This is a genomic window from Nocardioides sp., assembly GCF_029937575.1.
In the GTDB taxonomy this organism is placed as follows: domain Bacteria; phylum Actinomycetota; class Actinomycetes; order Propionibacteriales; family Nocardioidaceae; genus Nocardioides.
Genome location: NZ_JAPYPS010000024.1, coordinates 1 through 24363, shown reverse-complemented (window position 1 = coordinate 24363; position 24363 = coordinate 1). Strand labels below are relative to the sequence as shown.

General features: G+C 71.5%; 26 protein-coding genes. 8 read left to right on the top strand and 18 right to left on the bottom strand.

What is annotated here, in order from left to right; genetic code table 11:
* Positions 1-3 precede the first annotated feature (3 nt).
* Positions 4-1296: a DUF58 domain-containing protein gene (locus Q1K33_RS10450; protein WP_300403611.1), complete on the top strand. Its 1293-nt coding sequence runs from the start codon at positions 4-6 to the stop codon at positions 1294-1296.
* Positions 1297-1336: 40 nt separating this feature from the next.
* Complete coding sequence (locus Q1K33_RS10445) at positions 1337-2080, top strand: VOC family protein (RefSeq protein ID WP_300403609.1); 744 nt, start codon at positions 1337-1339, stop codon at positions 2078-2080.
* Positions 2081-2083: 3 nt separating this feature from the next.
* On the opposite strand, the gene Q1K33_RS10440 is transcribed toward Q1K33_RS10445, so the two are convergent.
* Positions 2084-3079 (bottom strand): stage II sporulation protein M, encoded by a 996-nt coding sequence (locus Q1K33_RS10440; protein ID WP_300403607.1) that lies wholly within the window; start codon positions 3077-3079, stop codon positions 2084-2086.
* A 22-nt stretch (positions 3080-3101) separates the two neighbouring features.
* Here Q1K33_RS10440 and Q1K33_RS10435 point away from each other — a divergent pair, with 22 nt between their 5' ends.
* Entirely contained in the window at positions 3102-3911 is an 810-nt protein-coding gene (locus Q1K33_RS10435; protein ID WP_300403605.1) for an RDD family protein, read from the top strand.
* Between the two features lie 18 nt (positions 3912-3929).
* Here the strand turns inward: Q1K33_RS10435 and trmB are convergent, their stop codons facing one another.
* From trmB to Q1K33_RS10395, 8 genes are all read right to left on the bottom strand, one after another.
* Positions 3930-4664 carry a tRNA (guanosine(46)-N7)-methyltransferase TrmB gene (gene trmB, locus Q1K33_RS10430; protein WP_300403603.1) on the bottom strand — a complete coding sequence of 245 codons (735 nt, stop codon included), beginning with the start codon at positions 4662-4664 and terminating at the stop codon, positions 3930-3932.
* Positions 4661-4999: a DUF4190 domain-containing protein gene (locus Q1K33_RS10425; RefSeq protein ID WP_300403601.1), complete on the bottom strand. Its 339-nt coding sequence runs from the start codon at positions 4997-4999 to the stop codon at positions 4661-4663. Before Q1K33_RS10425 ends, trmB begins: the two co-directional genes overlap by 4 nt.
* Positions 5000-5092: 93 nt before the next feature.
* Positions 5093-6286 carry an elongation factor Tu gene (gene tuf, locus Q1K33_RS10420; protein WP_300403599.1) on the bottom strand — a complete coding sequence of 398 codons (1194 nt, stop codon included), beginning with the start codon at positions 6284-6286 and terminating at the stop codon, positions 5093-5095.
* A gap of 85 nt (positions 6287-6371) precedes the next feature.
* A complete protein-coding gene (fusA, locus tag Q1K33_RS10415) occupies positions 6372-8483 on the bottom strand; it encodes an elongation factor G (protein ID WP_300403597.1) in 2112 nt (703 codons plus the stop codon).
* A 112-nt stretch (positions 8484-8595) separates the two neighbouring features.
* A complete protein-coding gene (gene rpsG, locus Q1K33_RS10410; RefSeq protein WP_300403595.1) occupies positions 8596-9066 on the bottom strand; it encodes a 30S ribosomal protein S7 in 471 nt (156 codons plus the stop codon).
* Positions 9066-9440: a 30S ribosomal protein S12 gene (gene rpsL / locus Q1K33_RS10405; RefSeq protein WP_056681807.1), complete on the bottom strand. Its 375-nt coding sequence runs from the start codon at positions 9438-9440 to the stop codon at positions 9066-9068. The genes rpsG and rpsL overlap by 1 nt, the downstream gene beginning before the upstream one ends.
* A 143-nt stretch (positions 9441-9583) precedes the next feature.
* Positions 9584-10879: an MFS transporter gene (locus tag Q1K33_RS10400; RefSeq protein WP_300403590.1), complete on the bottom strand. Its 1296-nt coding sequence runs from the start codon at positions 10877-10879 to the stop codon at positions 9584-9586.
* Complete coding sequence (locus Q1K33_RS10395; RefSeq protein WP_300403588.1) at positions 10876-11322, bottom strand: MarR family transcriptional regulator; 447 nt, start codon at positions 11320-11322, stop codon at positions 10876-10878. Before Q1K33_RS10395 ends, Q1K33_RS10400 begins: the two co-directional genes overlap by 4 nt.
* 81 nt (positions 11323-11403) lie before the next feature.
* On the opposite strand from Q1K33_RS10395, the gene Q1K33_RS10390 reads away from it, so the two are divergent.
* A complete protein-coding gene (locus tag Q1K33_RS10390) occupies positions 11404-11712 on the top strand; it encodes a hypothetical protein (protein WP_300403586.1) in 309 nt (102 codons plus the stop codon).
* The gene (locus Q1K33_RS10385; RefSeq protein ID WP_300403584.1) at positions 11709-12344 is read left to right on the top strand and encodes a class I SAM-dependent methyltransferase; all 636 of its coding nucleotides are present in this window, start codon (positions 11709-11711) and stop codon (positions 12342-12344) included. Before Q1K33_RS10390 ends, Q1K33_RS10385 begins: the two co-directional genes overlap by 4 nt.
* 9 nt (positions 12345-12353) lie before the next feature.
* Here the strand turns inward: Q1K33_RS10385 and Q1K33_RS10380 are convergent, their stop codons facing one another.
* Positions 12354-13052 carry a DUF3027 domain-containing protein gene (locus tag Q1K33_RS10380; protein WP_300403694.1) on the bottom strand — a complete coding sequence of 233 codons (699 nt, stop codon included), beginning with the start codon at positions 13050-13052 and terminating at the stop codon, positions 12354-12356.
* A gap of 218 nt (positions 13053-13270) precedes the next feature.
* Here Q1K33_RS10380 and Q1K33_RS10375 point away from each other — a divergent pair, with 218 nt between their 5' ends.
* Entirely contained in the window at positions 13271-14917 is a 1647-nt protein-coding gene (locus tag Q1K33_RS10375) for an MFS transporter (RefSeq protein WP_300403582.1), read from the top strand.
* Positions 14918-14939: 22 nt separating this feature from the next.
* On the opposite strand, the gene Q1K33_RS10370 is transcribed toward Q1K33_RS10375, so the two are convergent.
* The gene (locus tag Q1K33_RS10370) at positions 14940-15335 is read right to left on the bottom strand and encodes a cold shock domain-containing protein (RefSeq protein WP_300403580.1); all 396 of its coding nucleotides are present in this window, start codon (positions 15333-15335) and stop codon (positions 14940-14942) included.
* A gap of 63 nt (positions 15336-15398) precedes the next feature.
* The gene (locus tag Q1K33_RS10365) at positions 15399-16019 is read right to left on the bottom strand and encodes an HAD family hydrolase (RefSeq protein WP_300403578.1); all 621 of its coding nucleotides are present in this window, start codon (positions 16017-16019) and stop codon (positions 15399-15401) included.
* 116 nt (positions 16020-16135) lie between these two features.
* On the opposite strand from Q1K33_RS10365, the gene Q1K33_RS10360 reads away from it, so the two are divergent.
* Entirely contained in the window at positions 16136-18310 is a 2175-nt protein-coding gene (locus Q1K33_RS10360) for a S8 family serine peptidase (protein WP_300403576.1), read from the top strand.
* Here the strand turns inward: Q1K33_RS10360 and Q1K33_RS10355 are convergent.
* From Q1K33_RS10355 to Q1K33_RS10340, 4 genes are all read right to left on the bottom strand, one after another.
* A complete protein-coding gene (locus Q1K33_RS10355; protein WP_300403574.1) occupies positions 18297-19466 on the bottom strand; it encodes an SGNH/GDSL hydrolase family protein in 1170 nt (389 codons plus the stop codon). The two genes, Q1K33_RS10360 and Q1K33_RS10355, sit on opposite strands and share 14 nt — an antisense overlap.
* Positions 19463-20032, bottom strand: coding sequence for a TetR-like C-terminal domain-containing protein (locus Q1K33_RS10350; protein ID WP_300403572.1), 570 nt, complete (start codon positions 20030-20032; stop codon positions 19463-19465). The genes Q1K33_RS10355 and Q1K33_RS10350 overlap by 4 nt, the downstream gene beginning before the upstream one ends.
* 480 nt (positions 20033-20512) lie before the next feature.
* Complete coding sequence (locus Q1K33_RS10345; RefSeq protein ID WP_300403570.1) at positions 20513-22153, bottom strand: AMP-binding protein; 1641 nt, start codon at positions 22151-22153, stop codon at positions 20513-20515.
* 32 nt (positions 22154-22185) lie between these two features.
* Positions 22186-22389 carry a hypothetical protein gene (locus Q1K33_RS10340; RefSeq protein ID WP_300403568.1) on the bottom strand — a complete coding sequence of 68 codons (204 nt, stop codon included), beginning with the start codon at positions 22387-22389 and terminating at the stop codon, positions 22186-22188.
* 86 nt (positions 22390-22475) lie between these two features.
* Here Q1K33_RS10340 and lepB point away from each other — a divergent pair, with 86 nt between their 5' ends.
* Complete coding sequence (gene lepB / locus Q1K33_RS10335) at positions 22476-23297, top strand: signal peptidase I (protein WP_300403566.1); 822 nt, start codon at positions 22476-22478, stop codon at positions 23295-23297.
* Positions 23298-23328: 31 nt separating this feature from the next.
* On the opposite strand, the gene Q1K33_RS10330 is transcribed toward lepB, so the two are convergent.
* Both Q1K33_RS10330 and Q1K33_RS10325 read right to left on the bottom strand, forming a co-directional pair.
* Complete coding sequence (locus Q1K33_RS10330; RefSeq protein WP_300403564.1) at positions 23329-23745, bottom strand: SRPBCC family protein; 417 nt, start codon at positions 23743-23745, stop codon at positions 23329-23331.
* Positions 23742-24302: an FHA domain-containing protein gene (locus tag Q1K33_RS10325; RefSeq protein WP_300403562.1), complete on the bottom strand. Its 561-nt coding sequence runs from the start codon at positions 24300-24302 to the stop codon at positions 23742-23744. Before Q1K33_RS10325 ends, Q1K33_RS10330 begins: the two co-directional genes overlap by 4 nt.
* Between the last annotated feature and the right edge of the window lie 61 nt (positions 24303-24363).

Genomic DNA, 24363 nt, shown 5'->3' with positions numbered 1-24363 from the left:
CTGATGGCGCTCACCGGACGCGTACCGCTGCTCGGCCTGCTCGGCCTCGTGGCCGTGGTGCTGCGACCGCTCGCGAGCACGGTGTGGCTGTGGCTGCTCCTCGTCGCGATCCTGGTCACGGTCGACGTGCTGCTGGCCCCGCGCCCGCGCGACCTGGACGTCGTACGGCGCCCGACGGGGTCGGTGCGCACGGGCGAGGCGACCGAGTCCGTGCTCGTGGTCGGAAACGCCCGTCGACGCCGGGTGCGCGGCGTGCTGCGCGACGCCTGGCAGCCCAGCGCCGGGGCCACCGACAACCGGCACCCGCTCCGCCTCGCCGGCCACGACCGGGCGCTCCTCGCGACCCCGCTCCGACCCGGCCGGCGAGGCGACCTGCGCGCGCTCGGCGTGACGATCCGACTGCTCGGACCGCTCGGCCTCGCAGCACGCCAGCGCACGGTCGATGTCGGTGGCACGGTGCGCTCGCTGCCGCCGTTCGCCTCCCGCAAGCACCTGCCCTCGCGCCTCGCCCGCCTGCGCGACCTCGACGGGCGCGCCGCGGTCCGGGTCCGTGGCCAGGGCACCGAGTTCGACTCGCTGCGGGAGTACGTGCGCGGCGACGACGTGCGCTCCATCGACTGGCGCGCCTCCTCGCGCACCTCCACCGTGGTGGTGCGCACCTGGCAGCCGGAGCGGGACCGCCGCGTGGTGCTCGTCCTCGACACCTCGCGCACCTCGGCCGGTCGCGTGGACGACGTCCCCCGGCTCGACTCGGCCATGGACGCGGCGCTGCTCCTCGCCGCTCTCGCCTCCCGAGCCGGCGACCGGATCGACTTCGTCGCCGGCGACCGTCGGGTCCGGGCCCGGCTGCGCTCCAGCGGCGCCCGCGACCTGACCGGCCGACTCCAGGACGTGATGGCCGAGATCGACCCGGTCATCGCCGAGGCCGACTGGACCGCTCTCGTCGGCGCCGTCCAGGGTCTCGGCCGGCAACGCGCCCTGGTCGTGCTGCTCACGCCGGTCGAGCCGGCGTCCATCGAGGAGGGCCTGCTGGCGGTGCTCCCCACCCTGACCCGCCACCACCGCGTGGTGATCGCCTCGGTCAGGGACCCCGAGCTGGAGCGGATGGCGGCGCAACGCGGAACGATCGCCGAGGCCTACGACGCCGCCGCGGCGGAGCGCGAGCTGCGACGTCGTACCCGCACGGCCGAGGTGCTCGGCCGACTCGGTGTCAGCGTGATCGACGCCGACGCCGAGCGCCTGCCACCCGCTCTGGCCGACCACTACCTCGCGCTCAAGGCCCGAGGCCTGCTCTGAGCCCCTGCGCCGGTCGGAGCGTCCGCCCTACGGTGGGCGCATGTACCTGGAGAACCTCGTCTTCGACGCCGTCGACCCGCAGCGACTCGGCCGCTTCTGGGAGGCCGTCGTGGGCGGCGAGCGGCTGACCGACGAGCCGGAGGGGTTCGAGACCCGGCTCGCCATCACGGACGAAGCGGCGCTCGACCTGTGCTTCCAACGCGTTGCCACGGCCTCGCCCGAGCCGGCCGGGCCCGTGCGGTTCCACCTGGACCTGCAGGGCGGGGCCCGGCAGGCCGAGGTGGTCGAGCGTCTGGTCGCACTCGGGGCGCGCCACGTCGACATCGGGCAGCACGAGGGCACCGGAGTGCCGTGGGTGGTGCTCGCCGACCCGGAGGACAACGCCTTCTGCGTGATGGAGGAGCGGGCGCCGTACGCCGTCTCGGGTCCCGTCGCGGCGCTGCCGCTCGCCTCGGCCTCTCCCGACCGGGACGCCGAGCTCTGGTCGTGGCTGAGCGGGTGGCGCGAGGTCGTGGGCCCGGCGCCCCGATGCCTGCGGCACCCGTCGGGGCGCGGGCCGCTGCTCGAGCTGCTCCCGGAGGCGGCGCCCAAGGGGCCCGCCAAGAACCGTCTCCACCTCGACATCCGCCTGGAGGTCGGCGACGACTCCGACCTCGTCTCGGCCGGGATCGCGGAGCGAGGCGGTCGCGAGATCAACCAGCCGGAGTGGGGGGAGCTGCCCTGGCGCCTCTACCAGGACCCGTCCGGCAACGATTTCTGTGTGCTCCCCGCTCGCGCCGGCTGACGATCAGGCCTGGGTGGCGACGGAGTCCTCGAGCAGGTCCGCCGACAGGTCACCGGTGTGCCCACGCTGCACGGCGCGCCGCCCGAGGACGAAGACGTAGGCGAAGAAGACCGCCTCGGCGAGGACCCCGATCCCGACACGCGCCCAGGTCGGCAAGGACGACGGCGTCACGAAGCCTTCGATCGCACCGCTGATCGCCAGCACCACGACGAGTCCCAGCGCGACCGTGACCGCGGTGCGGCCCTCGCGGGCCAACGAACGGCTGCGAGTGCGCCCACCCGGCTCGACCCACGACCAGAACAGCCGGATCCCCACTCCCCCGGCGACGAAGACCGCGGTCAGCTCGAGGAGTCCGTGCGGCAGGATCAGGCCCCAGAAGAGCTCGCCGCGGTCGTTGCGGATCATCACCGAGCCGATGATCGCGAGGTTGAGGATGTTGTTGAACAGCACCGCGACGACCGGGAGACCCAGGATGCCCAGCGCGATCGCCTGCGCGCTCACCCAGGCGTTGTTGATCCACACCTGGGCGGCGAAGTGGCTGGCGGCGTACTCGCTGTAGTAGCCCTCGAAGTCGTTGTTGACCAGCTGGTCGACCTCGTCGGGCGAGAGCAGACTCTGCTCGACCGTCGGATGGCCGAGCAGCCAGAGCATGATCACCCCGGTGACCACGACGTTGGCTGCCAGGCAGCCCAGCCACCACCAGCGCAGTCGGTAGAGCGCGGCGGGGAGGCGCTCGGTGAAGAAGGTCAGCACGCCGCGCCACGAGGTCACGCGCGTGCCGACCAGCCGGATCCGGGCGCGAGCCAGCAGGGAGGACAGGTGGGCGATCAGTGCGCCGTCCGGCGCGGACGTCCGGATCACCGAGAGGTGCGTGGCGACCTGCTGGTACCGCTCGACCAGCTCGTCACTCTCGGCGCCCGTCAGCTTGCCGCGGCCGGTGAGCTCGTCCAGGCGGGCCCAGTCGTGGCCGTGCGTCAGCACGTACGCGTCGAGGTCCACCCGTGCAGCCTAGGCTGTGCGGGTGGCCGGCCAGGAGTTCGCGATGCTCACCAGCGACGACCTCGTCACCGGCGAGGCGGTCGCGTTGGACCTGCCCCCTGCCGGGCTGGCGATCCGCATCGCCTCCGGGTTGATCGACCTCGTCGTCGCCCTGGTCCTGCTCGTCGTGCTGGCCCTGGTCTTCGGGATCGCCGCCACCAACGTCGGCGGCGCGATCGCGACCATCGCGGTGATCTCGGTGACCGTCCTGGTGTTCGTCGCCTTCCCCACCACCATCGAGACCCTCACCCGCGGTCGCTCCCTCGGCAAGCTGGCCACCGGTCTGCGCACGGTGCGCGACGACGCGGGACCGATCTCCTTCCAGCATGCGCTCATCCGCGCGCTCATCGGCTTCGTCGAGATCTACCTCTTCTCCGGGGTCCCGGCGTTCTTCTCGATGCTGCTCAGCGATCGGGGCAAGCGCCTGGCGGACCACGCGGCCGGGACGTACGTCGTGCGCTCGCGCGTGGGGCTGACGCTGGCGGCACCGACCCCGATGCCTCCGCACCTCGCCTCGTGGGCGGCCGGTGCCGACGTGGCCTCGCTGCCGACAGGGCTGGCCCTCGGCGTGCGCCAGTTCCTCGGGCGGGCCCGCGACCTCGACCCCGCCACCCGGCAGGCGGTCGGCGCTCGCCTGGCCGAGCAGGTCTCGGCGTACGTCGCGCCCGCCCCGCCGACCGGCACCCCGCCGTACGACGTCCTGGCCGCCGTGGTGGCGACGCGTCGCGAGCGCGACCTCGAGCGGCTGCGTCGCGAGCAATCCTCTCGACGACGCCTCACGGCGCGGGACTGACCCGCGCCACCGCTGGACCTACGAGGAGCCGCGCACGTAGCGCAGGTCGATCGGCTCACGGCCGGCCGCGAGGCCGCGACGCTCGAAGCGCGTGACCGGTCGCTCGTCCCAGCGCTCCACGCGCCCGCCGCTCACCGTCGGCTCCGCGTCGAGGACCTCGACCATCACGTCGGCGTACTCGGCCCAGTCGGTGGCCAGCCGCCACACGCCGCCCGGCTGCAGCAGACCCGCCAGCAGCGCGGCGTTGGTGGGGGTGACGAGGCGACGCTTGTGGTGACGAGCCTTGTGCCAGGGGTCGGGGAAGAACGTCCAGAGCTCCGCCAGGCTCTGCGCGGGCAGCAGGTGCTCGGCCGTCCAGACCGCGTCCACCGAGCACAGTCGGACGTTGTCGAGGCCCGCCTCCGCCAAGCGGTGCAGCGTCTCGGCGACACCGGGTCGCCACACCTCGAGCGCCAGGATGTTGTAGTCCGGGCGCGCCGCGGCCAGGGCCGCGGTCGCCTCGCCGACGCCGGAGCCGATCTCGACGATCAGCGGGGCCTCCCGGGCGAACGCGCCGGCGAACCGGAACCCCTCGGCGTCGACCGCCTCGTCCGGGATCACCCACGCGTCGTGGTGGGCCTCCCAGGCCCGGGCCTGGCGCGGCGTGAACCTGCTGCCACGGCGGGAGTAGGTCAGGACCTCGCGCAGCCGCCGGCCGTCCTCGGTCACCTTCTGGTGGGGCCGCGCCGGGGCGGAGTCGTTCGCGTGGCTCACGGGGCCGTGGACATGATCCCGACGGCGAGCACCAGGACGAGGAAGAAGATGACCAGCCCGACGACGAGCAGGATCGTGAAGATGATGCCGAGGATCCAGCCGATCGTGACCTGCTGCAGGCCGCCGATGCGGCCCTGCGACGCCTCGATCTCCTTCTTGGCCTTGGACCCGAGGTACCACGCGACCGGGGAGACGACGCTGAAGAAGACGCCGACGATCCCGAGCACCAGCACGGTGGTGGCCTGGGGGTGGTCGGGCACCGGCTGGTAGCCGCCGTACGCCGGGGCGCCGTACGGGTGGGGCTGCTGCGGGTCCTGGGGGTTCTGGTTGCTCACGAGGCTCATCCTGCCATCGCTGACCGGGGTCCGAACACAGCACGAGACCCCGCACCCATCCGGGTGCGGGGTCTCGCGAGGTGAATCAGTCGATCACTTGGTGATCTTGGTGACCCGACCGGCGCCGACGGTGCGGCCACCCTCACGGATCGCGAACCGCAGGCCCTCGTCCATGGCGATGGGCTGGATGAGCTCGACCGACATCTCGGTGTTGTCACCCGGCATGACCATCTCGGTGCCCTCGGGGAGGGTCACGACGCCGGTCACGTCCGTCGTACGGAAGTAGAACTGCGGGCGGTAGTTGTTGAAGAACGGCGTGTGACGGCCGCCCTCGTCCTTCGAGAGGATGTAGACGGACGCCTCGAAGTTGGTGTGCGGGGTCGTCGTGCCCGGCTTGATGACGACCATGCCGCGCTCGATGTCCTCGCGCTTGGTGCCTCGGAGCAGCAGCCCGACGTTCTCGCCGGCCTGACCCTCGTCGAGCAGCTTGCGGAACATCTCGACACCGGTGACGGTCGACTTCTGGGCAACGTCGCGGATGCCGATGATCTCGACCTCCTCGTTGACCTTGACGATGCCCCGCTCGATGCGGCCGGTGATGACCGTGCCGCGACCGGTGATCGTGAAGACGTCCTCGACGGGCATGAGGAACGGCTTGTCGGTCTCACGCTCGGGGGTCGGGATGCCCTCGTCGACGGCCGCCATGAGCTCCATGATCGACTCGCCCCACTTCTCGTCGCCCTGGAGCGCCGGGAAGGCAGCAACGCGCACGACCGGGATGTCGTCGCCCGGGAACTCGTACTCGCTGAGGAGCTCGCGCACCTCCATCTCGACGAGCTCGATGAGCTCCTCGTCGTCGACCATGTCGCACTTGTTCAGCGCGACGACGATCGCGGGGACGCCGACCTGGCGGGCCAGGAGCACGTGCTCCTTGGTCTGCGGCATCGGGCCGTCGGTGGCGGCGACCACCAGGATGGCGCCGTCCATCTGCGCCGCACCGGTGATCATGTTCTTGATGTAGTCGGCGTGACCGGGGCAGTCGACGTGCGCGTAGTGGCGGCCCTCGGTCTGGTACTCGACGTGAGCGATCGAGATCGTGATGCCGCGCTGACGCTCCTCGGGAGCCTTGTCGATCTCGTCGAACGCCGAAGCGGCGTTGAGGTCGGGGTGCTTGTCGTGCAACACCTTGGTGATCGCCGCGGTCAAGGTCGTCTTGCCGTGGTCGATGTGACCGATCGTGCCGATGTTGACGTGCGGCTTGGTCCGCTCGAACTTCGCCTTAGCCACTGGGGCTCCTCCTGGTTGGGTTGGTACTTGACTCGTACGGGTGGGATGGTGCGCCGAGGGTCCTCGGCGAGTTGAACCGGGTGGGTTACTCGCCCCGGACCTTCTTGATGATCTCGTCGGCGACGTTCGTGGGAACCTCGGCGTACGAGTCGAACTCCATCGAGTACGAAGCCTGGCCGGAGGTCTTGGACCTCAGGTCGCCAACGTACCCGAACATCTCTGACAACGGCACGAGGGCGTTGACGACCATGTCGCCGTGACGCTCCTCCTGTGCCTGGATCTGGCCCCGTCGGCTGTTGATGTCGCCGATGACCGTGCCGAGGAAGCTGTCCGGCGTGGTCACCTCCACCGCGAACATCGGCTCGAGCAGGACCGGCTTCGCCATGCGGGCGGCCTCCTTGAAGGCCTGGTTGCCGGCGATCTTGAAGGCCAGCTCGGAGGAGTCGACGTCGTGGTAGGCGCCGTCCTCGAGCGTGAACTTCACGTCGACCATCGGGTAGCCGGCGAGGACACCGAACTCCATGGCCTCCTGGCCACCCTGGTCGACCGAGGGGATGTACTCCTTGGGCACGCGGCCACCGGAGACGGCGTTGACGAACTCGTAGCCGGCGCCGACGCCGGTCTCGGGGTCGGTGTTGGGACCGAGGTTGATGACGACCTTGGCGAACTGACCCGAGCCACCGGTCTGCTTCTTGTGCGTGTAGGAGTGCTTGAGGACCTCCTTGCGCAGCGTCTCGCGGTAGGCCACCTGCGGCTTGCCGACGGTCGCCTCGACGCGGAACTCGCGCTTCATCCGGTCGACGAGGATCTCCAGGTGGAGCTCGCCCATGCCGGCGATGATCGTCTGACCGGTCTCCTCGTCGGCCTTGACCGTGAACGTCGGGTCCTCGTCGGAGAGCCGCTGGATGGCGGTTCCGAGCTTCTCCTGGTCGCTCTTGGTCTTCGGCTCGATGGCGACCTCGATCACCGGGGCCGGGAAGGTCATCGACTCCAGGATCACCTGGTTGTTGGGGTCGGACAGCGTGTGGCCCGTCTTGGTGTCCTTCAGACCCATGACGGCCACGATCTGGCCGGCGCCGACCGAGGCGATCTCCTCACGCTTGTTGGCGTGCATCTGGTAGACCTTGCCGATCCGCTCCTTGCGGCCGTTGACCGAGTTGACCACGGTCGAGCCGGCCTCGAGCTTGCCCGAGTAGACCCGGACGTAGATCAGCTTGCCGAGGTGCGGGTCGGTGGCGATCTTGTAGGCCAGGCCGGAGAAGGGCTCGTCGTCGGAAGGCCGGCGACGGATCTCCTCCTCCTCGTCCTTGACCGAGTGGCCGACGATCGCGTCGACGTCGAGGGGCGAGGGGAGGTACTTGACGACGGCGTCGAGCAGGGGCTGGACGCCCTTGTTCTTGAAGGCCGTGCCGCACAGGACCGGGTTGAGCTTGTCGGCCAGGGTGGCGCGACGGATCGCCGCCTCCAGCTCCTCGACGGTGAACTCGCCCTCGTCGAGGAACTTCTCCATGATCTGGTCGTCGGCGTCGCTGAGCGTCTCGAGCAGCTTCTCGCGGTACTCGGCGGCCTTCTCGGCGAGCTCGGCCGGGATCTCCTCGACCTCGTAGTCCTCACCGATGGCGGTCTCGCCGCGCCACACGAGGGCGCGCATCCCGACGAGGTCGACGACCCCGAGGAAGTCGCTCTCGGCGCCGATCGGCAGCTGCAGGACCAGCGGCGTGGAGTTGAGGCGGTCGACCATCATGTCGACGCAGCGGAAGAAGTCGGCACCGGTGCGGTCGAGCTTGTTGACGAAGCACATCCGGGGCACGGAGTACTTGTTGGCCTGGCGCCAGACCGTCATGGTCTGCGGCTCGACGCCGGCGACACCGTCGAAGACGGCGACGGCACCGTCGAGGACGCGCAGCGAGCGCTCGACCTCGGCGGTGAAGTCGACGTGCCCGGGGGTGTCGATGATGTTGATCTGGTGGTCCTTCCACCAGCAGGTCGTCGCGGCCGACGTGATCGTGATGCCGCGCTCCTGCTCCTGCTCCATCCAGTCCATGGTCGCAGCGCCGTCGTGGACCTCACCGATCTTGTAGCTGATCCCGGTGTAGAAGAGGATCCGCTCGGTGGTGGTGGTCTTGCCGGCGTCGATGTGGGCCATGATCCCGATGTTGCGAACGACGTTCAGGTCGGTGGTGATGTTGACAGCCACGTGAGTCAGCGTTCCTTAGGGGTCTGAGATGGGGCGATGAGAGCGGAGAAGGCCTGGGCCACGGCGGCGGGCGACCACGAGTGGTGACCACCAGCAGCCGCAACCAAGGGAATCACCAGCGGTAGTGCGCGAAGGCCTTGTTGGACTCGGCCATCTTGTGCGTGTCCTCGCGCTTCTTCACCGCGGCGCCGAGGCCGTTGGAGGCGTCGAGGATCTCGTTCATCAGGCGCTCGTGCATGGTCTTCTCGCGGCGCTCGGCGGCGTAGCCGACCAGCCAGCGCAGGGCCAGCGTCGTGCCGCGGGTGCCCTTGACCTCGATCGGGACCTGGTAGGTCGCGCCACCGACGCGGCGGGACTTGACCTCGATGGCCGGCTTGACGTTCTCCAGGGCGCGCTTGAGCGTCACGACGGGGTCGGTGGCGTTCTTCTCGCGGCAACCCTCGAGGGCGGTGTAGACGATGCGCTGGGCAACCTGCTTCTTGCCGTCCTGGAGCACCTTGGAGACCAGCTGGGAGACCAGCTGCGAGCCGTAGACGGGGTCGATGTCGATCGGCCGCTTGGGGGCCGGACCCTTGCGGGGCATTAGCTCTTCTCCTTCTTGGCGCCGTAGCGGCTGCGGGCCTGCTTGCGGTTCTTGACACCCTGGGTGTCGAGCGAGCCGCGAATGATCTTGTAGCGGACACCGGGGAGGTCCTTCACCCGGCCGCCGCGCACGAGCACGATCGAGTGCTCCTGAAGGTTGTGACCGACACCCGGGATGTAAGCGGTGACCTCGACGCCACTCGACAGGCGCACGCGGGCGACCTTGCGGAGAGCGGAGTTCGGCTTCTTCGGGGTGGTGGTGTAGACGCGGGTGCACACACCGCGTCGCTGGGGCGAACCCTTGAGGGCAGGCGTCTTGTTCTTCGACACCTTGTCCTGACGGCCCTTGCGGACCAACTGCTGAATGGTGGGCACCTGGTGGTTCCCTTTCGTGGTGACTCTCAGTGTCCGACGATCTGCCGGGCACGCATGTAGCGATCGATCTCTGTGCCTGCGAGAGGCGGGCCCGGTTGCGGGCACGCGTCAGTGCCTGGATCGACCAGGCACGAGGACCGAGGCTACCGGCCGCTCGACACAGGAGCAAAATCCTGCGAGCGCGCCGCCGCACGGGCCCTGCGACCCTCCCACACGACGACGTGGTGGTGGCCCGTGCGGAGGTAGACGGCCGAGGCCACCAGGACGCCGGCCACGGTCATCGCACCGCCGGCGATGAGGGTCCACCGGGCCCCGAAGACCTCCCCGACCCAGCCGATGATCGGCGCTCCCAACGGAGTACCGCCCATGAAGACCATCAGGTAGAGCGCCATCACCCGGCCGCGCATGCCGGCGTCGGTGTTCATCTGCATGAAGGTGTTGGCGCCGGTCATCATCGTGAGTGCAGCCAGGCCCAGGACCGGGCACAGCAGCGCGAAGGTGAGGTACGACGGAGCCAGCCCGGACACGATCTCGAGCACCCCGAAGACGAGGGCGGCGCCGACCACCAGGCGGTGGCGCACGCGGACCCGACCGGCAGCCAGCAGGGAGCCGGCCAGTGAGCCGAATGCCATGAAGGTGCCGAGCAGGCCGTACTCGGTCGGACCCTTGTCGAAGACCTCGGTGGCCATCAGCGCCGAGGTCATCTGGAAGTTGAGTCCGAAGGTCCCCGCGGAGAACACGACCGCGAGGATGAGCAGCAGGTCGGGACGGCTGCGGACGTAGGAGATCCCGGCGACGACCTGGCCCGGCCCCCGGGCCACCAGCGCCGGGGAGTGCAGCCGCGAGCCGTCCAGGCGCGCCAGGGCGAGGATCGGTGCGGCGTAGGTGAGCCCGTTGGCCAGGATCACCCACCCGGTCGCCACCACTCCCCCGCCGAGCAGGGCGATCGAGAGGCCGGCGACGGCAGGCCCCACGATGCGGGCGACGTTGAACCCGGCCGAGTTGAGTCCCACGGCATTGCTGAGGTCGTCCGGGTCGACCATCTCGGAGACGAAGGACTGGCGGGCGGGCGCGTCGAAGGCCGACGCCGCACCCAGCACGAACGCCAGCACGTAGACGTGCCACACCTGAACGGTGCCGGTCACGGCGAGCAACCCGAGGACCAGCGCCGGCGCGGCCATCCCGACGTTGGTCAGCTGCAGGAGCCGGCGCTTGGGGATCCGGTCGGCGATCACGCCCGCGAACGGCGAGAGGAGCAGGATCGGCAGGAACTGCAGCCCGGTCGTGATGCCGATCGCTGCGGCGCTGTTGGCGGTGAGGAGCAGCACCAACCAGTCCTGGGCGACCCGCTGCATCCAGGTGCCGACGTTGGACACCAGGTTGCCGCCGGCGTACAGGCGGTAGTTGGGGTTGTGCAGGGACCGGAACGTAGGACTCAACTCGTGCTCAGCTTCTCCAGGATCGGGGCCGCCGCTCGCAGGACGGCTCGTTCGTCGGGGGTCAGGTCGCGCAGTCGCAGGGCCAGCCACTCGTCGCGGCGCCGGCGGTCGGCGAGGAGCGTCGCGCGGCCGCGCTCGGTGAGACTGAGGAGGACCTGGCGGCGGTCGGTGTCGTGCGCGCGGCGTACGACGTACCCGCCGTCGTGCAGGCAGGCGACGGTGCGCGTCATGCTCGGCGGCTGGACCCGCTCGCGCGCCGCCAGCTCGCCGGGCGTGAGGTCGCCGTTGCGGTAGAGCGCGCCCAGCACGGCCATCGCGTTCATGCTCAGCTCGTTGTCGGGGTGCCGCTCTCCGGCCAGTCGGCGGCGCAACCGCATCACGGACAGCCGGAGCTCGGAGGCGAGTCCGGCGTCGGTGCGGGCGGCGCGTTCCACGGTAGGCATGTCGTTAGCGTAACTCATTACTCTTGCTAAGGATTCCGTCGCCTGCGTCACACCGCGGCCCCACGGGCTAGCCTGAGCGGCGTGGACTTCCGTGACGAGCAGCCGATGGAGCACGAGTTCCGCAACAAGACCTACGTGATCGCCGACGTGGAACCCCTCGACGTCGACGGGGTGCGCACCGTGGAGGTGGGCACCGGGATCTTCTTCCTCGCCTTCCTGGCCCTGCTCCCCTTCTACGGACGGCTGCGCGACGACGGCAACACCTGGTTGCTGTGGGCGTGCCTGGCCGGCGTCGGCCTCGGCCTTCTCGGCCTGGAGTACTGCCGCCGGCGCAGGCGCTACCGGCTCTCCCACCAGCACGCCGACGCGCACCCGGGCACCGACGCGTGAGCGAGCGGACCGACCTCCCCCCGCCCACCCGGTGGGCGCAGGCCGGTGAGCGCAACGTCGGCTACGGCAGGAAGTTCGCCGCGCTGGTGGCCGAAGGAGCCGACGTCGACGGCGAGGCCCGGCTGGCCGACGTGCTGGTCCGTCGCGGCGCGGCCATCCTCGACGTGGGGTCCGGCATGGGCCGCGTCGCCGCAGCGCTGTCCGCGCGGGGCCACCACGTGATCGCCGTGGAGCCGGACGCCGACCTCGCCGCCCAGTCGCGCACGACCTACCCCGACCTTCCCGTCGTCGAGGCCGACGCATTCGCGCTGACGCCCGACCTGCTCGCTGCGGCAGGCAGGCCCGCTGCCTACGACCTGGTCGTGTGCGTCGGCAACGTGCTGGTGCTGCTCGCCGAGGACACCGAGCGCGCCGTGCTGACCCGGCTCGCCGCGTTGCTGGCCCCCGGCGGCCGGATCCTGGCGGGCTTCCACGTCGCGGGTGGGGGCCCCGACTTCGCTCGTCACTACCCGCCGACGGAGTTCGTGGCCGACGCCGAGGCCTGCGGTCTGCGCGTCGACCTGCACGCCGGCTCCTACGAGCTCCACCCGCCCGGCGACGAGTACGCCGTGTGGGTCCTGTCGGCGAGCTGACCGGTCAGCTCAGAAGGCGTCGAGCGTGAGCGTGTCGACCACGTGGTCGGGCAGCGGGATCGGCTCGTGTTTCTTGGCCAGGCGCACCTCGGAGTGGGCGCCGCAGCCGTGACCGAAGGCGACGATGCGGCCGTCGTCGTTGGCGTCGCCGTTGGCGCAGACCCCGAAGGTCTCGGCGAGCGGGCCGGCGATGCGCATGAGGAAGCCACAGGTCGAGCACGGGTCGGGCGAGCCCTGCGCGAGCGCGGAGTCGGGGCCGCCGTCGCCGTCGTACCACCGCTCCGCGGCGGCATCGCGGCCCTCGGGCGAGAGAGTGCGGACCCGGCCGAGGCCGAGGTCCTTGGCGACCTCGCGGATCTGGGCCTTGTCGTCAGCGTCGAGCGGGTCGTCGCCGAAGGCGTAGGTGGGGACCAGGCGCGGGTCGTCGTCGGCGACCGGCAGCAGGTCGCCGGGCGACATGTCGCCCGGCTGCAGCCGCTCGCGGTAGGGCACCCACTCCGGGGCCACGATGGCCTCGTCGGCGGGCAGCAGGACGACCTCGTCCACGGTGACACGCTTCTGGCGTGAGGCCCGCGCCAGGGTGACCGACCAGCGCCACCCCACGTAGCCGCGCAGGGTGCAGGCGAAGAAGTGGGTGACGACGCGCTCGCCGTCGACCTGCACGCCGACGTGGTCTCCGACCGGGTCGGGTCCGACCTCCTCGAGCAGGGCGTCGCGGGCGAGGTCGACGGCACTCGCCGCGACGGCGTCGAGGCGCTGCGCCGCGGGCTCCTGGGGAGCCGAGGGCTCTGGCTCGGAGAGTGCTGAGTCCGAGCGCTCCGGGGACACGGTGTTCACGTCGCACAGCATGGCTCATCCAGCAGCCCGTGTCAGGTCCGGGGCGGGTCTGACGACTGATGACGGTGGTACGGGGCAAGATGGACCCCATGTCGTCCGGCCGTTCCGATCACCACCCCTCGCCGGGGGCCGGCGGCCAGCACGACCCGCCGTACGACCCACCCGAGGGCCCGCCGTACGACGACCACGACAGCCACCTCGACTCCGCGCACCACCCGAGCTCCGGAGAACGCGCCCGCGCCGTGGGGCAGGGGCTGGGCACCGGCGCGAAGGCCACCGCACGAGGAGTCAGGGCCACGGCCGTGGTCACCGGGCGGGTGACCGGCAAGGTGGGCCGCGCCGCGGTCCGCAACGCCCAACGCGCCGCCAACGCCCAAGGGGCCGAGGACTCCGGGCTCAACCGCCTGATCTACCTCCACGCCGCCAATGCCGCCGGCGACGCGGCCGTCGCGATCTCCTTGGCGACCACGGTCTTCTTCGCCGGGGCCACGAGCGACGCTCGCGGCCAGGTCGCGCTCTTCCTCGGGCTGACGATGCTGCCGTTCGCGATCGTGGCGCCGCTCATCGGGCCGTTCCTCGACAAGTTCAGCCACGGGCGTCGGTGGGCGATCGGCGCCACCTTCGCGATCCGCGGCTTCCTCTGCTGGGTCCTGGCCGGCGCGGTGGCCGCCGACTCCGCCCTTCTCTACCCCGCCGCCCTCGGGGTCCTGGTGTCCTCCAAGGCGTACGGCGTGACCCGAGCGGCAGCGATCCCGCGCCTGCTGCCGGAGAACTTCACCCTCGTCAAGGCCAACGGGCGGGTCTCCCTCGCGGGGGTCGTCGGCGGGGCGTTGGCCGCTCCGCTGGCCGGTGGCACCGCCTACCTGGGAGCCGAGTGGTCGCTGCGCCTGGCCTTCCTGATCTTCGTGGCAGGCACGATCGCGGCGATCCTCCTGCCCTCGAAGGTCGACTCCAGCGAGGGCGAGCAGCCCGTCACCCTGCGCCCCGACCTCACCGGAGGCGCGCGCCGCGGCACCAACATCCCCCCGGCAGTGGCGTTCGCGCTGCGCGCCAACTGTGGGCCACGCTGGCTGTCGGGCTTCCTCACGATGTACATGGCCTTCCTGCTGCGCGACCAACCTCTCCCGGGCTGGGAGGGCAAGGAGGCGCTCCTGCTCGGCATCGTGATCGGCGGCGCCGGGGCCGGCAACACGATCGGGATCCTGCTCGCCTCGGTGCTGAAGAAGATCAACCCCGCGGTGACGGTGGTGCTCGCCCTGGTCGCCGACGCCGCCATGGTCGGCCTCGGGGCCCTGTTCTACGGAGTGCTCGCCCTCGCCGGGCTCGGCCTCGTGGCCGGGCTGGCCCAGTCGTTGGCGAAGGTCTCCCTCGACTCGACGATCCAGAGCGGGGTGCCGGTCTCGGTGCAGGCGAGCGCCTTCGCGCGCAGCGACACCACACTGCAGCTCGCCTGGGTCGTCGGCGGCTTCATCGGGATCGCTCTGCCCCAGTCCGCCCGCCTGGGCCTGGGTGTCGGCTTCGTGGTGCTGCTGGCCTGGACCCTGTTCGTCCTCTCGTCGCGCCCCCGGCGCACCCGACCGCGACCGCGCAACCGCAGGCATCCCTCGGCGCCGCGACCGCAGCAGCCGACGGCCCCCGCGGCCCCTACGGCTGCCTACCCGCCGCCGACCGCACCACCCGGTGGACCGGCCGCGCCTCCGCCGCCGCCCCGGACGTCGTACCCGCCGCCGGGCTGAGCCCCGACGGGCGGCGGGAAGGCTAGAGCTCGAGCTCGTCGGCCAGCGCGCGCAGCACCTTGGCCGCGGGCTTCGCCGTGCGCGCCTCGGGGTAGCGGCCGTGGCGGTAGGACTCCCCCACCGTGTCGAGGAGCCGGATCAGGTCCTCCACGATCGGAGTCATCTCCTCCGGCTTCTTGCGCCGGGCCTGGGACTGGTTGCGCGAGACCGAGGCCGGCGACTCCAGCACCCGGACCTGCAGCGCCTGGTCGCCGCGGCGGCCCTGCGCGATGCCGTACTCGACCCTGGTCCCGGGCTTGATCGTGGCGCTCCCCTCGGGGAGCGCGTCGGCGTGCACGTAGACGTCGGCGCCGCCCTCCTGGGAGAGGAAACCGAAGCCCTTCTCGGCGTCGAACCACTTCACCTTGCCACTCGGCACTTCTCTTGCCTCTCAGGTCACTTCAGTCGGGGGCGTCACCAGGAGGTGGACGCTGCGCCAAGCCTATCGGCCGTGCCCGTCGAGCCACGACGGGAATTCCCGCAGGTCCTCCAAGACCACGTGGGTGCCCGCGGCCACGAGGTCCGCGCGGGGGCAGCCGCCGCTGAGGACGGAGACCGAGACGACTCCGGCGGCGAGCGCACCCTCGACGTCGTGCACGTGGTCGCCGACGTAGGCCGACGCCCCCTCGCGCCGCAGCGCGGCGGCCTTGCCGGCGCCCCACACCCATCCCTCGAGCACGTCGACCTCCAGGCCGAGGTGATCGAGGTGGAGCTGGGCGTTGGGCGCGTACTTGCCGGTCACCACGACCACGCGCCCCGCGCGCTCGTGGACCGCAGCGAGGGCCTCGCGCGCACCCGGCAGGAGGGGCACGGGCTCGATCGCGTGGTCGGGGTAGAGCGCGCGGAAGCGGTCCCCGGCGGACGCGACGTCCTCGGCCGGCAGGTGCGGCGCCAGCATCATCTCGAGCGGCGGACCCAACGCCGCGGTCATCTCCTCGACGGGAAAGTCGACCCGCAGCTCGTTGCCGAGGGTCCGCAGCACCTGACGGAAGCCGGGAGCGGTGTCGATGAGGGTCATGTCGAGGTCGAACCCGACCGTGAGCGGCGGCGTGGGCGGGGACACGAGCAGAGGATAGGGGTCGCCCTCGACGAAGATTCACCCGTACGGGTGCAGCCCTGGGACTGGTGCGACACAATGGACGACTCCGGCAACCCCACCACGCCCCCGGAAGGAGCCGCATGCCCGTCCCCCTGAGCCACCGCACCCGCATCGCTGCGCTCCGAGCCGGCGCCACCGCGCTCACCTCGGCCCTGGCCCTGACTGCCGGGCTCCTCGCCATGGCTCCCGCCCCCGCGTCCGCCGGCTCCGCCGACGACCTCTACCTCGTGACGTTGCAGGGCGCCGGGACCGCCGGGTCCAGCGGGTTCCTTCCACGATCCCTGCGCGCGACACGGATGGTGGCCGAGCAGGACGCGACGCTGTCGTCGGTCGACGCCCCGCTGCCGCTCTACCGCTGGACGACGGCGCTGAACGGGTACGCCGTACGGCTGACGAGCGAGCAGGTCGCGTCCCTGCGCGCCGCGCCGTCGGTCGTCTCCGTCGAGCGCAACGAGGTCCGCCCCCTGGCCGGGCTCGCCGGTGACGCCGGTGACGCCGCCCTGCTGGCCGCCGAGAAGCTCGACCGCGACCGCCCGCCCACGGGTGGCGCCGGCACGGTCATCGGCATGATCGACACGGGGATCGCGCCGGAGAGCCCGCTCTTCGCCCAGGTCCGTCACCAGCGCGGGGCCTCCGACTTCGCGGGCTCGTGCCCCGAGGGGCAGGCCTGGGCGTCGTCGGAGTGCAACGGCAAGCTGGTCGGCGCCCGTTGGTACGTCCGGGGCTTCGGGACCGACCACCTGCGCGCGACCAGCTCGCTCTCACCGCGCGACACCGACGGGCACGGCACCCAGATGGCCTCGATCGCCGCCGGAAACGCCGAGGTCCCGGTCCAGGTCGGCGGTGAGCGACTCGGCACGCTCGGCGGGCTCGCCCCCGAGGCGCAGCTGGCCGTCTACAAGGCCTGCTGGGGTGCCCCCGACCCGGCGGACGACGGCTGCGCGAGCGCCGACCTGGTCACCGCCATCGACGACGCCACCCGTGACGGCGTGGACGTCCTGAGCCTCTCGGTCGGCGGACCGGCCGAGATCGACACCGTCGAGCGCGCACTGCTCGGCGCAGCCGAGGCGGGCGTCGTGGTGACCGCCGCGGCCGGCAACGGTGGCGAGGGCTCCCTGGCCGCACATCCCAGTCCTTGGGTGACCACCGTCGGCGGCACCACCGGCGACCTGCGCGAGGGCCGGGTCGTCGTCCCGGCGTCCCTGCGCACCAAGCGCGTCGCGGACCTGTCCGGTGCGATGCTGTCGCGCCGGACCGTCGGCCCGGCGCCGGTCGTGCGCGGCGTCGACGCCGCCGCCGATGCGGAGCCCCGCAGGGATGCTCGGGTGTGTGCGCCCGGCAGCCTCGATGCGGCGACGGTGGCCGGCGCCATCGTCGTGTGCGAGCGCGGCCAGGTCGGCCGCGTCGACAAGTCCCGAGCCGTGTCACTGGCCGACGGGGTCGGCATGGTGCTGGTCAACCAGGCCCGCGGCTCGGTCGACCTGGACGTCCACAGCGTGCCGACCGTTCACCTGGACGTGCAGGCCGGCGCGCGCCTGGCGCGCTGGATCAAGCGCAACCCCGACGAGCGGATCTCCCTGCGCTCCCTGGGCCACGAGAAGGCGCGCGACCGCATCGCCTCCCTCTCCCCGAGTGGCGACCTGGGCGCGGGCGTGCTCAAGCCCGACGTGCTCGCCACCGCCTCCGGCGTGCTCGGTGCGGTCCCGAGCACCAACGGCTCGGACGCCTGGGACTTCGTCACGGGCACCTCCGCCGCGACGGCCTACACCGCCGGCGTCGCCGCCAGCCTGCTCAGCCGGGACCGCACCGCGGCGCAGGTGCGCTCGGCGCTGGCCACCACGGCCGCCCCGGTGGACCGTTCCGAGATCCTGCGCAGCGGTGCGGGGCGACTGCGCCCCGACCGGGTCGACTCCCCCGGACTCGGCTACCTCGTCGAGACCGGCGACTACCGCGACTGGCTGGAAGGCGACGCGACGTCGCTGAACACCCCCTCCGCGCTGATCACCAACGAGGCAACGCCCCTGACACGCACGGTCACCAACGTGGGCAAGCGTCGCCTGTACTTCTCCTCCTCGGCCCGCGGCTTCCGCTCCGGGGTCTCGGTGACGCCTGCCGCGCTGCGGCTCGGACCGGGCGAGAGCGCGACCTACACCGTCACGGTTGAGCGTCGCAGCCCCCAGCTCGACGACGGGTACGTCGTGTGGCGCGGCGCCAACGGCACGGTGGCCCGGATCCCCGTGGTCATCGGACGCTGAACGCGCCCTGCCCGCCGAAGGCGAGGTCGGCGAAGCGCCGGCCCATCACGCGGTGGGTCTCCGGGTCCGGGTGCAGCCGGTCGGGCAGCGGCAGCGCGGCGGAGTCAGGCTCGCCGTACAGCTCTCGTCCGTCGAGGTAGGCCAGGTGCGGGTCGGCGGCGCTCCTCGCGTCGACGACGCCGGCCAGCACCTCCCGGACGACCTGCAGGGTCAGCTTGCCCAGTGCCACCTCCGCGGGGTCGCCGACGGCCCGAAAGGCCAGCCGGCCGTCGGCCATCGACTCCGGGTCGAAGGCCGACGGACCCGGCGTGTCCTCGTGCATCGGACACAGCACCGGCGAGACCACCAGGAGCGGAGTGGTGGGGTGGCCGTCACGGATGGTGTCGAGGAAGCCATGGACGCCGGCACCGAGGGCGCGACGGCGCATCACGTCGGTGTTGACCAGGTTGATGCCGAGCTTGAGGCTGATCAGGTCCGCCGGGGTGTCCCGGATGACGCGCGCCACCGCCGGGTCCAGCAGGGCGCTGCCGCCGAAGCCGAGGTTGACCAGGTCCACCCCGGCCGACGTGGCGGCGACGACCGGCCAGGTGCCGGTGGGCTCGGTGGCGTTCGAGCCGTGGCTGATCGAGCTGCCGTGGTGCAGCCAGGTGCGCCGGGTCCTGGGCGCCGCCGGGTCGACGCGAGCGTCCGCGTGCAGCGCGACCAGCTCGGTGGTCTCGTCGTGGGGCAGCCAGATCACCACGCCCTTCTCACCGGGCGGCAGGTCGGCGAAGACGATCCTGCCCGGCTCGCCCGCGCGCGTCTCGGAGGTCCCGGCGATCAGGTCGATGACGATCTCGTCGCCTGCCTCGATGCTGCCGGAGCTGTGCGGCCTCTCGTCGACCACCATCTCGTAGACACCGTCCGGGCGCGGCGGCGCACCGGGGTAGGTGCGCTTGGTGGGCACCGCCTCGAGCTCGACGTGAGTGGCGGTGGTGCGGAACGCGAGCCGCACCCCGGACGGCTGGGACTCGGCCATCAGCAGCTGGGGATCAGCCAGCTGGTGGCGGGCCCAGGTGGGCAGACGGTGCGGTCGGGCACCGCGGTCGGTGAGCTCGATCTCGAGTGCGCCGCGCAGGTGGTCGGCGGTGATCCGGGTGCTGATCAGGTCGGTCATGCGTCGCTCCAGTTGGTGAGGATGAGGTCGAGAGACGCGAGGATCGCGGTCCAGGACTCCTGGGACGGTGGTCGGCTGTGGGCGAATCCGCCCGCGAGCTCGAGGCTGACGAAGCCGTGGAACGTGCTCCCCAGTAGTCGTACGGCGTGCACCTGGTGCGCCTCGTCGAGGTCGTAGCCGCGCAGCACCGCTCGGGAGAGGGCCGCGTGACGGGGACCGGCGCTCGCCGCAGCGCTCTGTGCGTCCATCGGGAAGCGCGAGGCGTCGTAGCGACCGGGATGCTCGGCGGCGTACCCCCGGTAGACCTCCCCCAGCGCCACCAGGGCCTCGAGGCCGGCTCTCCCGGCGAGGTCCCGGTCGGCTCGGTCGGCCATCTCCTCGAGAGCGAGCATCGTGATCCGGAGGCGCAGGTCGTCGTTGCCCCGCACGTGCGCATAGAGGCTGGCCGTCTTGATCCCGAGACGTCTGGCCAACGTGGTCACCGAGACCTGGGCGAAGCCGATCTCGTCGGCCAGCTCGGCGCCCTGGCGCACGACGCTGGTGGTGGTCAGGCCGAGCCGGGGCATGCCGCCACCATGACATTTCCTAAGCGCCTTAGGCAAATACCGACTACTTCTAGTTACCGGCGTGGGTCCGATCCACTGCCCGCCGTCGACGCGTGGCCCGAGAAGGAGCTTGGAGGAGGTGAGCCGCCTGGGCCCGTGCGGTGGGAGCGGTCAGCGGTCGATCCCCAAGGAGCGCCGCAGCACCTCGGCGCCCTCGACAGCGACGTCGCCGCTCTGGGAGACGCAGGTGTCGGGGGTGACGGCCACGCGATGCTCGTCCACCGCGACGGGGCCGTTGCGGGTGCCCTGGACGATGGGTCGCCGACCGCTGTCGACGTACCCGGCCTTGCGGCTGACAGCGGCCGACGCGTGGTCGATGCCGCCGCGGACCAGCTCGACGAGCTCGGGCAGGTCGTCGTCGCGCAGGACCCGGAGAGCGACCCGGCCGCAGGAGATCTGCAGCGCGAACGGGGGGGAAGACCTCGTCGAGGGTGATCACGCTCAGCCTCCGGCCGAGAGCCCCAGCTCGGCGGTGCTCTTCTCGCGCATCTCGACCTTGCGGATCTTGCCGGTCACCGTCATCGGGAAGTCGTCGACGAGCATCACGTAGCGCGGGATCTTGTAGTGCGCGAGCTTGCCGGTCGCGAACACCTTCACGGCAGCGGCGTCCAGCGGCTCGCTGCCGGGCCGCAGCTTGATCCAGGCGCACAGCTCCTCGCCGTACCGCTCGTCGGGCACGCCGACCACCTGGACGTCCTCGACATCGGGGTGGGTGTAGAGGAACTCCTCGATCTCGCGGGGATAGACGTTCTCACCGCCGCGGATGACCATGTCCTTGATCCGGCCGACGATCGTGCAGTAGCCGTCCTCGCGCATCACCGCGAGGTCCCCGGTGTGCATCCAGCCGTCGGCGTCGATCGCCTCGGCCGTCTTCTCCCTGCTCTGCGGATCGTCGAGCGGCCAGTAGCCGAGCATCACCGAGTAGCCGCGCGTGCAGAACTCGCCGGTCTCGCCGCGCTCGACCGTGGCTCCGGTGACCGGGTCGACGACCTTGATCTCGACGTGCGGGTGGACGCGGCCGATCGTGGCGGTACGGCGCTCCAGGTCGTCGTCGGCGCGGGTCTGGCAGGAGACCGGTGACGTCTCGGTCATGCCGTAGGCGATCGAGACTCCTTCCATGTGCATGTCGTCCACGCACCGGCGCATCACCTCCACGGGGCAGATCGAGCCGGCCATGATGCCGCTGCGCAGGCTCGTCAGGTCGTAGTCGGCGAACCCGGGCGCGCTGTGCATCGCGATGAACATCGTCGGGACGCCGTACAGCACCGTGCAACGCTCGTCCTGCACGGCCTGCAGGGTGACCGCGGGGTCGAAGCCGGGGGCCGGGATCACCATCGTGGCCCCGTGGGTGGTGCAGCCCAGGTTGCCCATCACCATCCCGAAGCAGTGGTAGAACGGCACCGGGATGCACATCCGGTCCTCGGCGGTCAGCTCGATGGTCTCGGTCGTGAAGTAGCCGTTGTTGAGGATGTTGACGTGGCTGAGCGTGGCGCCCTTGGGGTAGCCGGTCGTGCCGGAGGTGTACTGGATGTTGATCGGGTCGTACGGCGACAGCCCGGCCGCCCGATCGGTCACGGCGTCCTCCGCGACCCCGGCTCCGCCCTCGAGCAGCTCGGCCCAGTCGCCGGTGTCGACGTACAGCGCCCGCTCCAGAGCGGGACAGTCGTCGCGGACCTCGTCGACCATCGCCCGGTAGTCGCTGGTCTTGAACGCACTCGCCGCGAGGATGACGCGCATCCCGCTCTGGTTGACCGCGTAGGCGAGCTCGTGGGTGCGGTAGGCGGGGTTGACGTTGACCAGGACGATCCCGACACGGGCGGTGGCGAGCTGCACGATGGTCCACTCGGCACAGTTCGGAGCCCACATCCCGACCCGGTCCCCTACCTCGAGGCCCAGCGCGAGCAGGCCGCGCGCCACGGCGTCGACGTCGCGGCTGAGCTCCGACCACGACCAGCGCCGTCCGGAGGCCACCTCGACGAGCGCCTCACGATCCGGGTGGGCAGCGACGGTGCGGGCGAGGTTCCTCCCGATCGTCTCTGCCAGCAGGGGCTGGTCGGTCTCGCCACGAGCGTAGGACTCCATGACCCGAAACTACGCCTGCTCGGCGGGACGTCCTAGAACGAGTCCTGGAGGTCCTCGGGCTCGTCCTCCTGCCCGCGTCCGGCGTCCCCGCCGGCCCGGACCAGCTGCAGGGTGCCGACCACCATGCAGATCGCCCCGATGTAGACGCCGAACACGTCATCGGTCCACAGGGCCAGCCCGACGAAGGCGAAGGCCACCCAGTAGAGCCCGGGGATCCCGCGCAGCAGCTCGCTCACCCCACTGAACCTAGCCGGTCCCCCCGAGGCCCTCGGGGGTGTCGCGTACATTCGCCTGCGTGCCTGACGACAGCTCTGGTCCTTCCGTGGACGGTTCGCGGAACGACGACCCCGACGCAGGCAGCAGCGATCGCCCCGCGGGACGCGGGTTCTTCACCGGCTTCGGGCGCCGGTCGCAGGACGGTTCGGACCGGCCTGCCGACGAGCCGAAGCGACGGACGCCCCTGTGGCTGGAGACCGGGATCCTGCTCGTCGTGGCGCTCGGGATGGCGCTGATCATCAAGACGTTCCTGGTGCAGGCCTTCTACATCCCCTCGGCCTCCATGGAGCCCGGCCTGGTCGAGAACGACCGGATCCTCGTCCAGAAGGTCTCCTACTGGTTCGGCCGCGAGCCCTCGCGCGGCGAGGTCGTCGTCTTCGAGGACCCCGGCGGGTGGCTCACCGGACCCGAGCCCGGACCCCAGACTGTGCTCGCGAAGGGCCTGGCCAAGATCGGGCTCTACCCGACCGGCGGCCACCTGGTGAAGCGCGTGATCGGCACGCCCGGCGACACGATCGCCTGCTGCGACGCCGAGGGCAAGCTCGAGATCAACGGCGTGGCCATCGAGGAGGACGAGTTCATCCGTCCCCAGAACAAGTGCGACGGCCCGATGCCCAACGGGTGCGACTCCGACTGGTCGGTCACCGTCCCGGAGGACCGGTTGTTCGTGATGGGGGACAACCGGGCGGCGTCCGCCGACTCCTCCGACCGCCTGTGCGGGCCCAGCCAGCAGAAGTGTGACCCCGACCGGGCATTCGTCCCGATCGAGCTCGTCGTCGGCAAGGTCTTCACCCTGGTCTGGCCCCCGAGCCACGCCCGGTTCATCGGTCGACCCGACGTCTTCGAGTCGGTCCCGGACGCCGGCTGATCCTCACGTCACCGGTGGGTGGCGAGCTGGGTCAGCGACCCTCGGCGCGCTCGACCAGCCGCGCCATCGCCTGAGGCGCTTCTGCGGTGACCATCGGGCCGATCCCGTCGGCACCGGGGCCGGTGATCGTGGTGGACACGCTCACCTCGCACCCGCCGGCAGCGAGGTCGACGACGACGTGGTCGATCCGGATGACCAGCTCACCCATCGTCAGCTGGTCGAGGTAGCGGGCTTCCGGCTCGACGACCTCCAGGCTGACCGGCACCTCGAAGGGACCGGCCAGGGTCATCGTGCCCGTCGTACCGACCACGAAGTCACCGTCGAGGCTGACCGCCTCGACCGACGGGTCCCAGTCGGGCCACGTCGTGGTGTCGCTCCACAGGGCCCAGACCGCGGCGGCCGGCGCCGTCGAGGTCACCGTCCCGGAGTGCTCGAAGGTCTCGCTCAAGTCTGCTCCTCGGACTCGCGGCTCACCGTCATCGTGCGATCACCGAAGCGGACGGTGTCGCCGTCGACCAGGGTCGCGGGTCGACCGGCCGTGAGCGAGCGCGACACGCCCTGGCGCACGAGCACCGACCCGTTGGTCGATCCGCGATCCATCACCACGAGGGCCCCGTCGGGCACGACCTGGAACTGCGCGTGCGTCTTGGACACCGACATGTCGGAGGAACGCAGCGGTACGACGTGCGTGACCGGCTCGTCGCCGCGGGGCTCGGGGCGACGTCCCACGAGCGCCAGACCTTCGACCACGAACTCCTCGCCGGTGTCGAACGCGACCCGCCAGCGACCCGGGGACGGGGCTGCCTCCGGCTGAGCGGTCGGGTGCCCCCGTGCGGCGCGCCGCGAGGTCGGGGCGTCGTCGCGCGGTGTCCACGGCGCGGAGCCGGGCCCCTCGGGAGACCCGCTGGGGGGTCCACTGGGCGGGCTACCGAGGGAGCCGTCGACGGGTCCGGGCGGACGCGCCACCGCCGGCGTCGCCGGGCGGACCGGCGTCGGCGTGGTCATGGGAGCACTGCTCGGACGCGAGGCCGGCGGCGGGGTGCGCGGACCAGGCGGCGGACCGGGC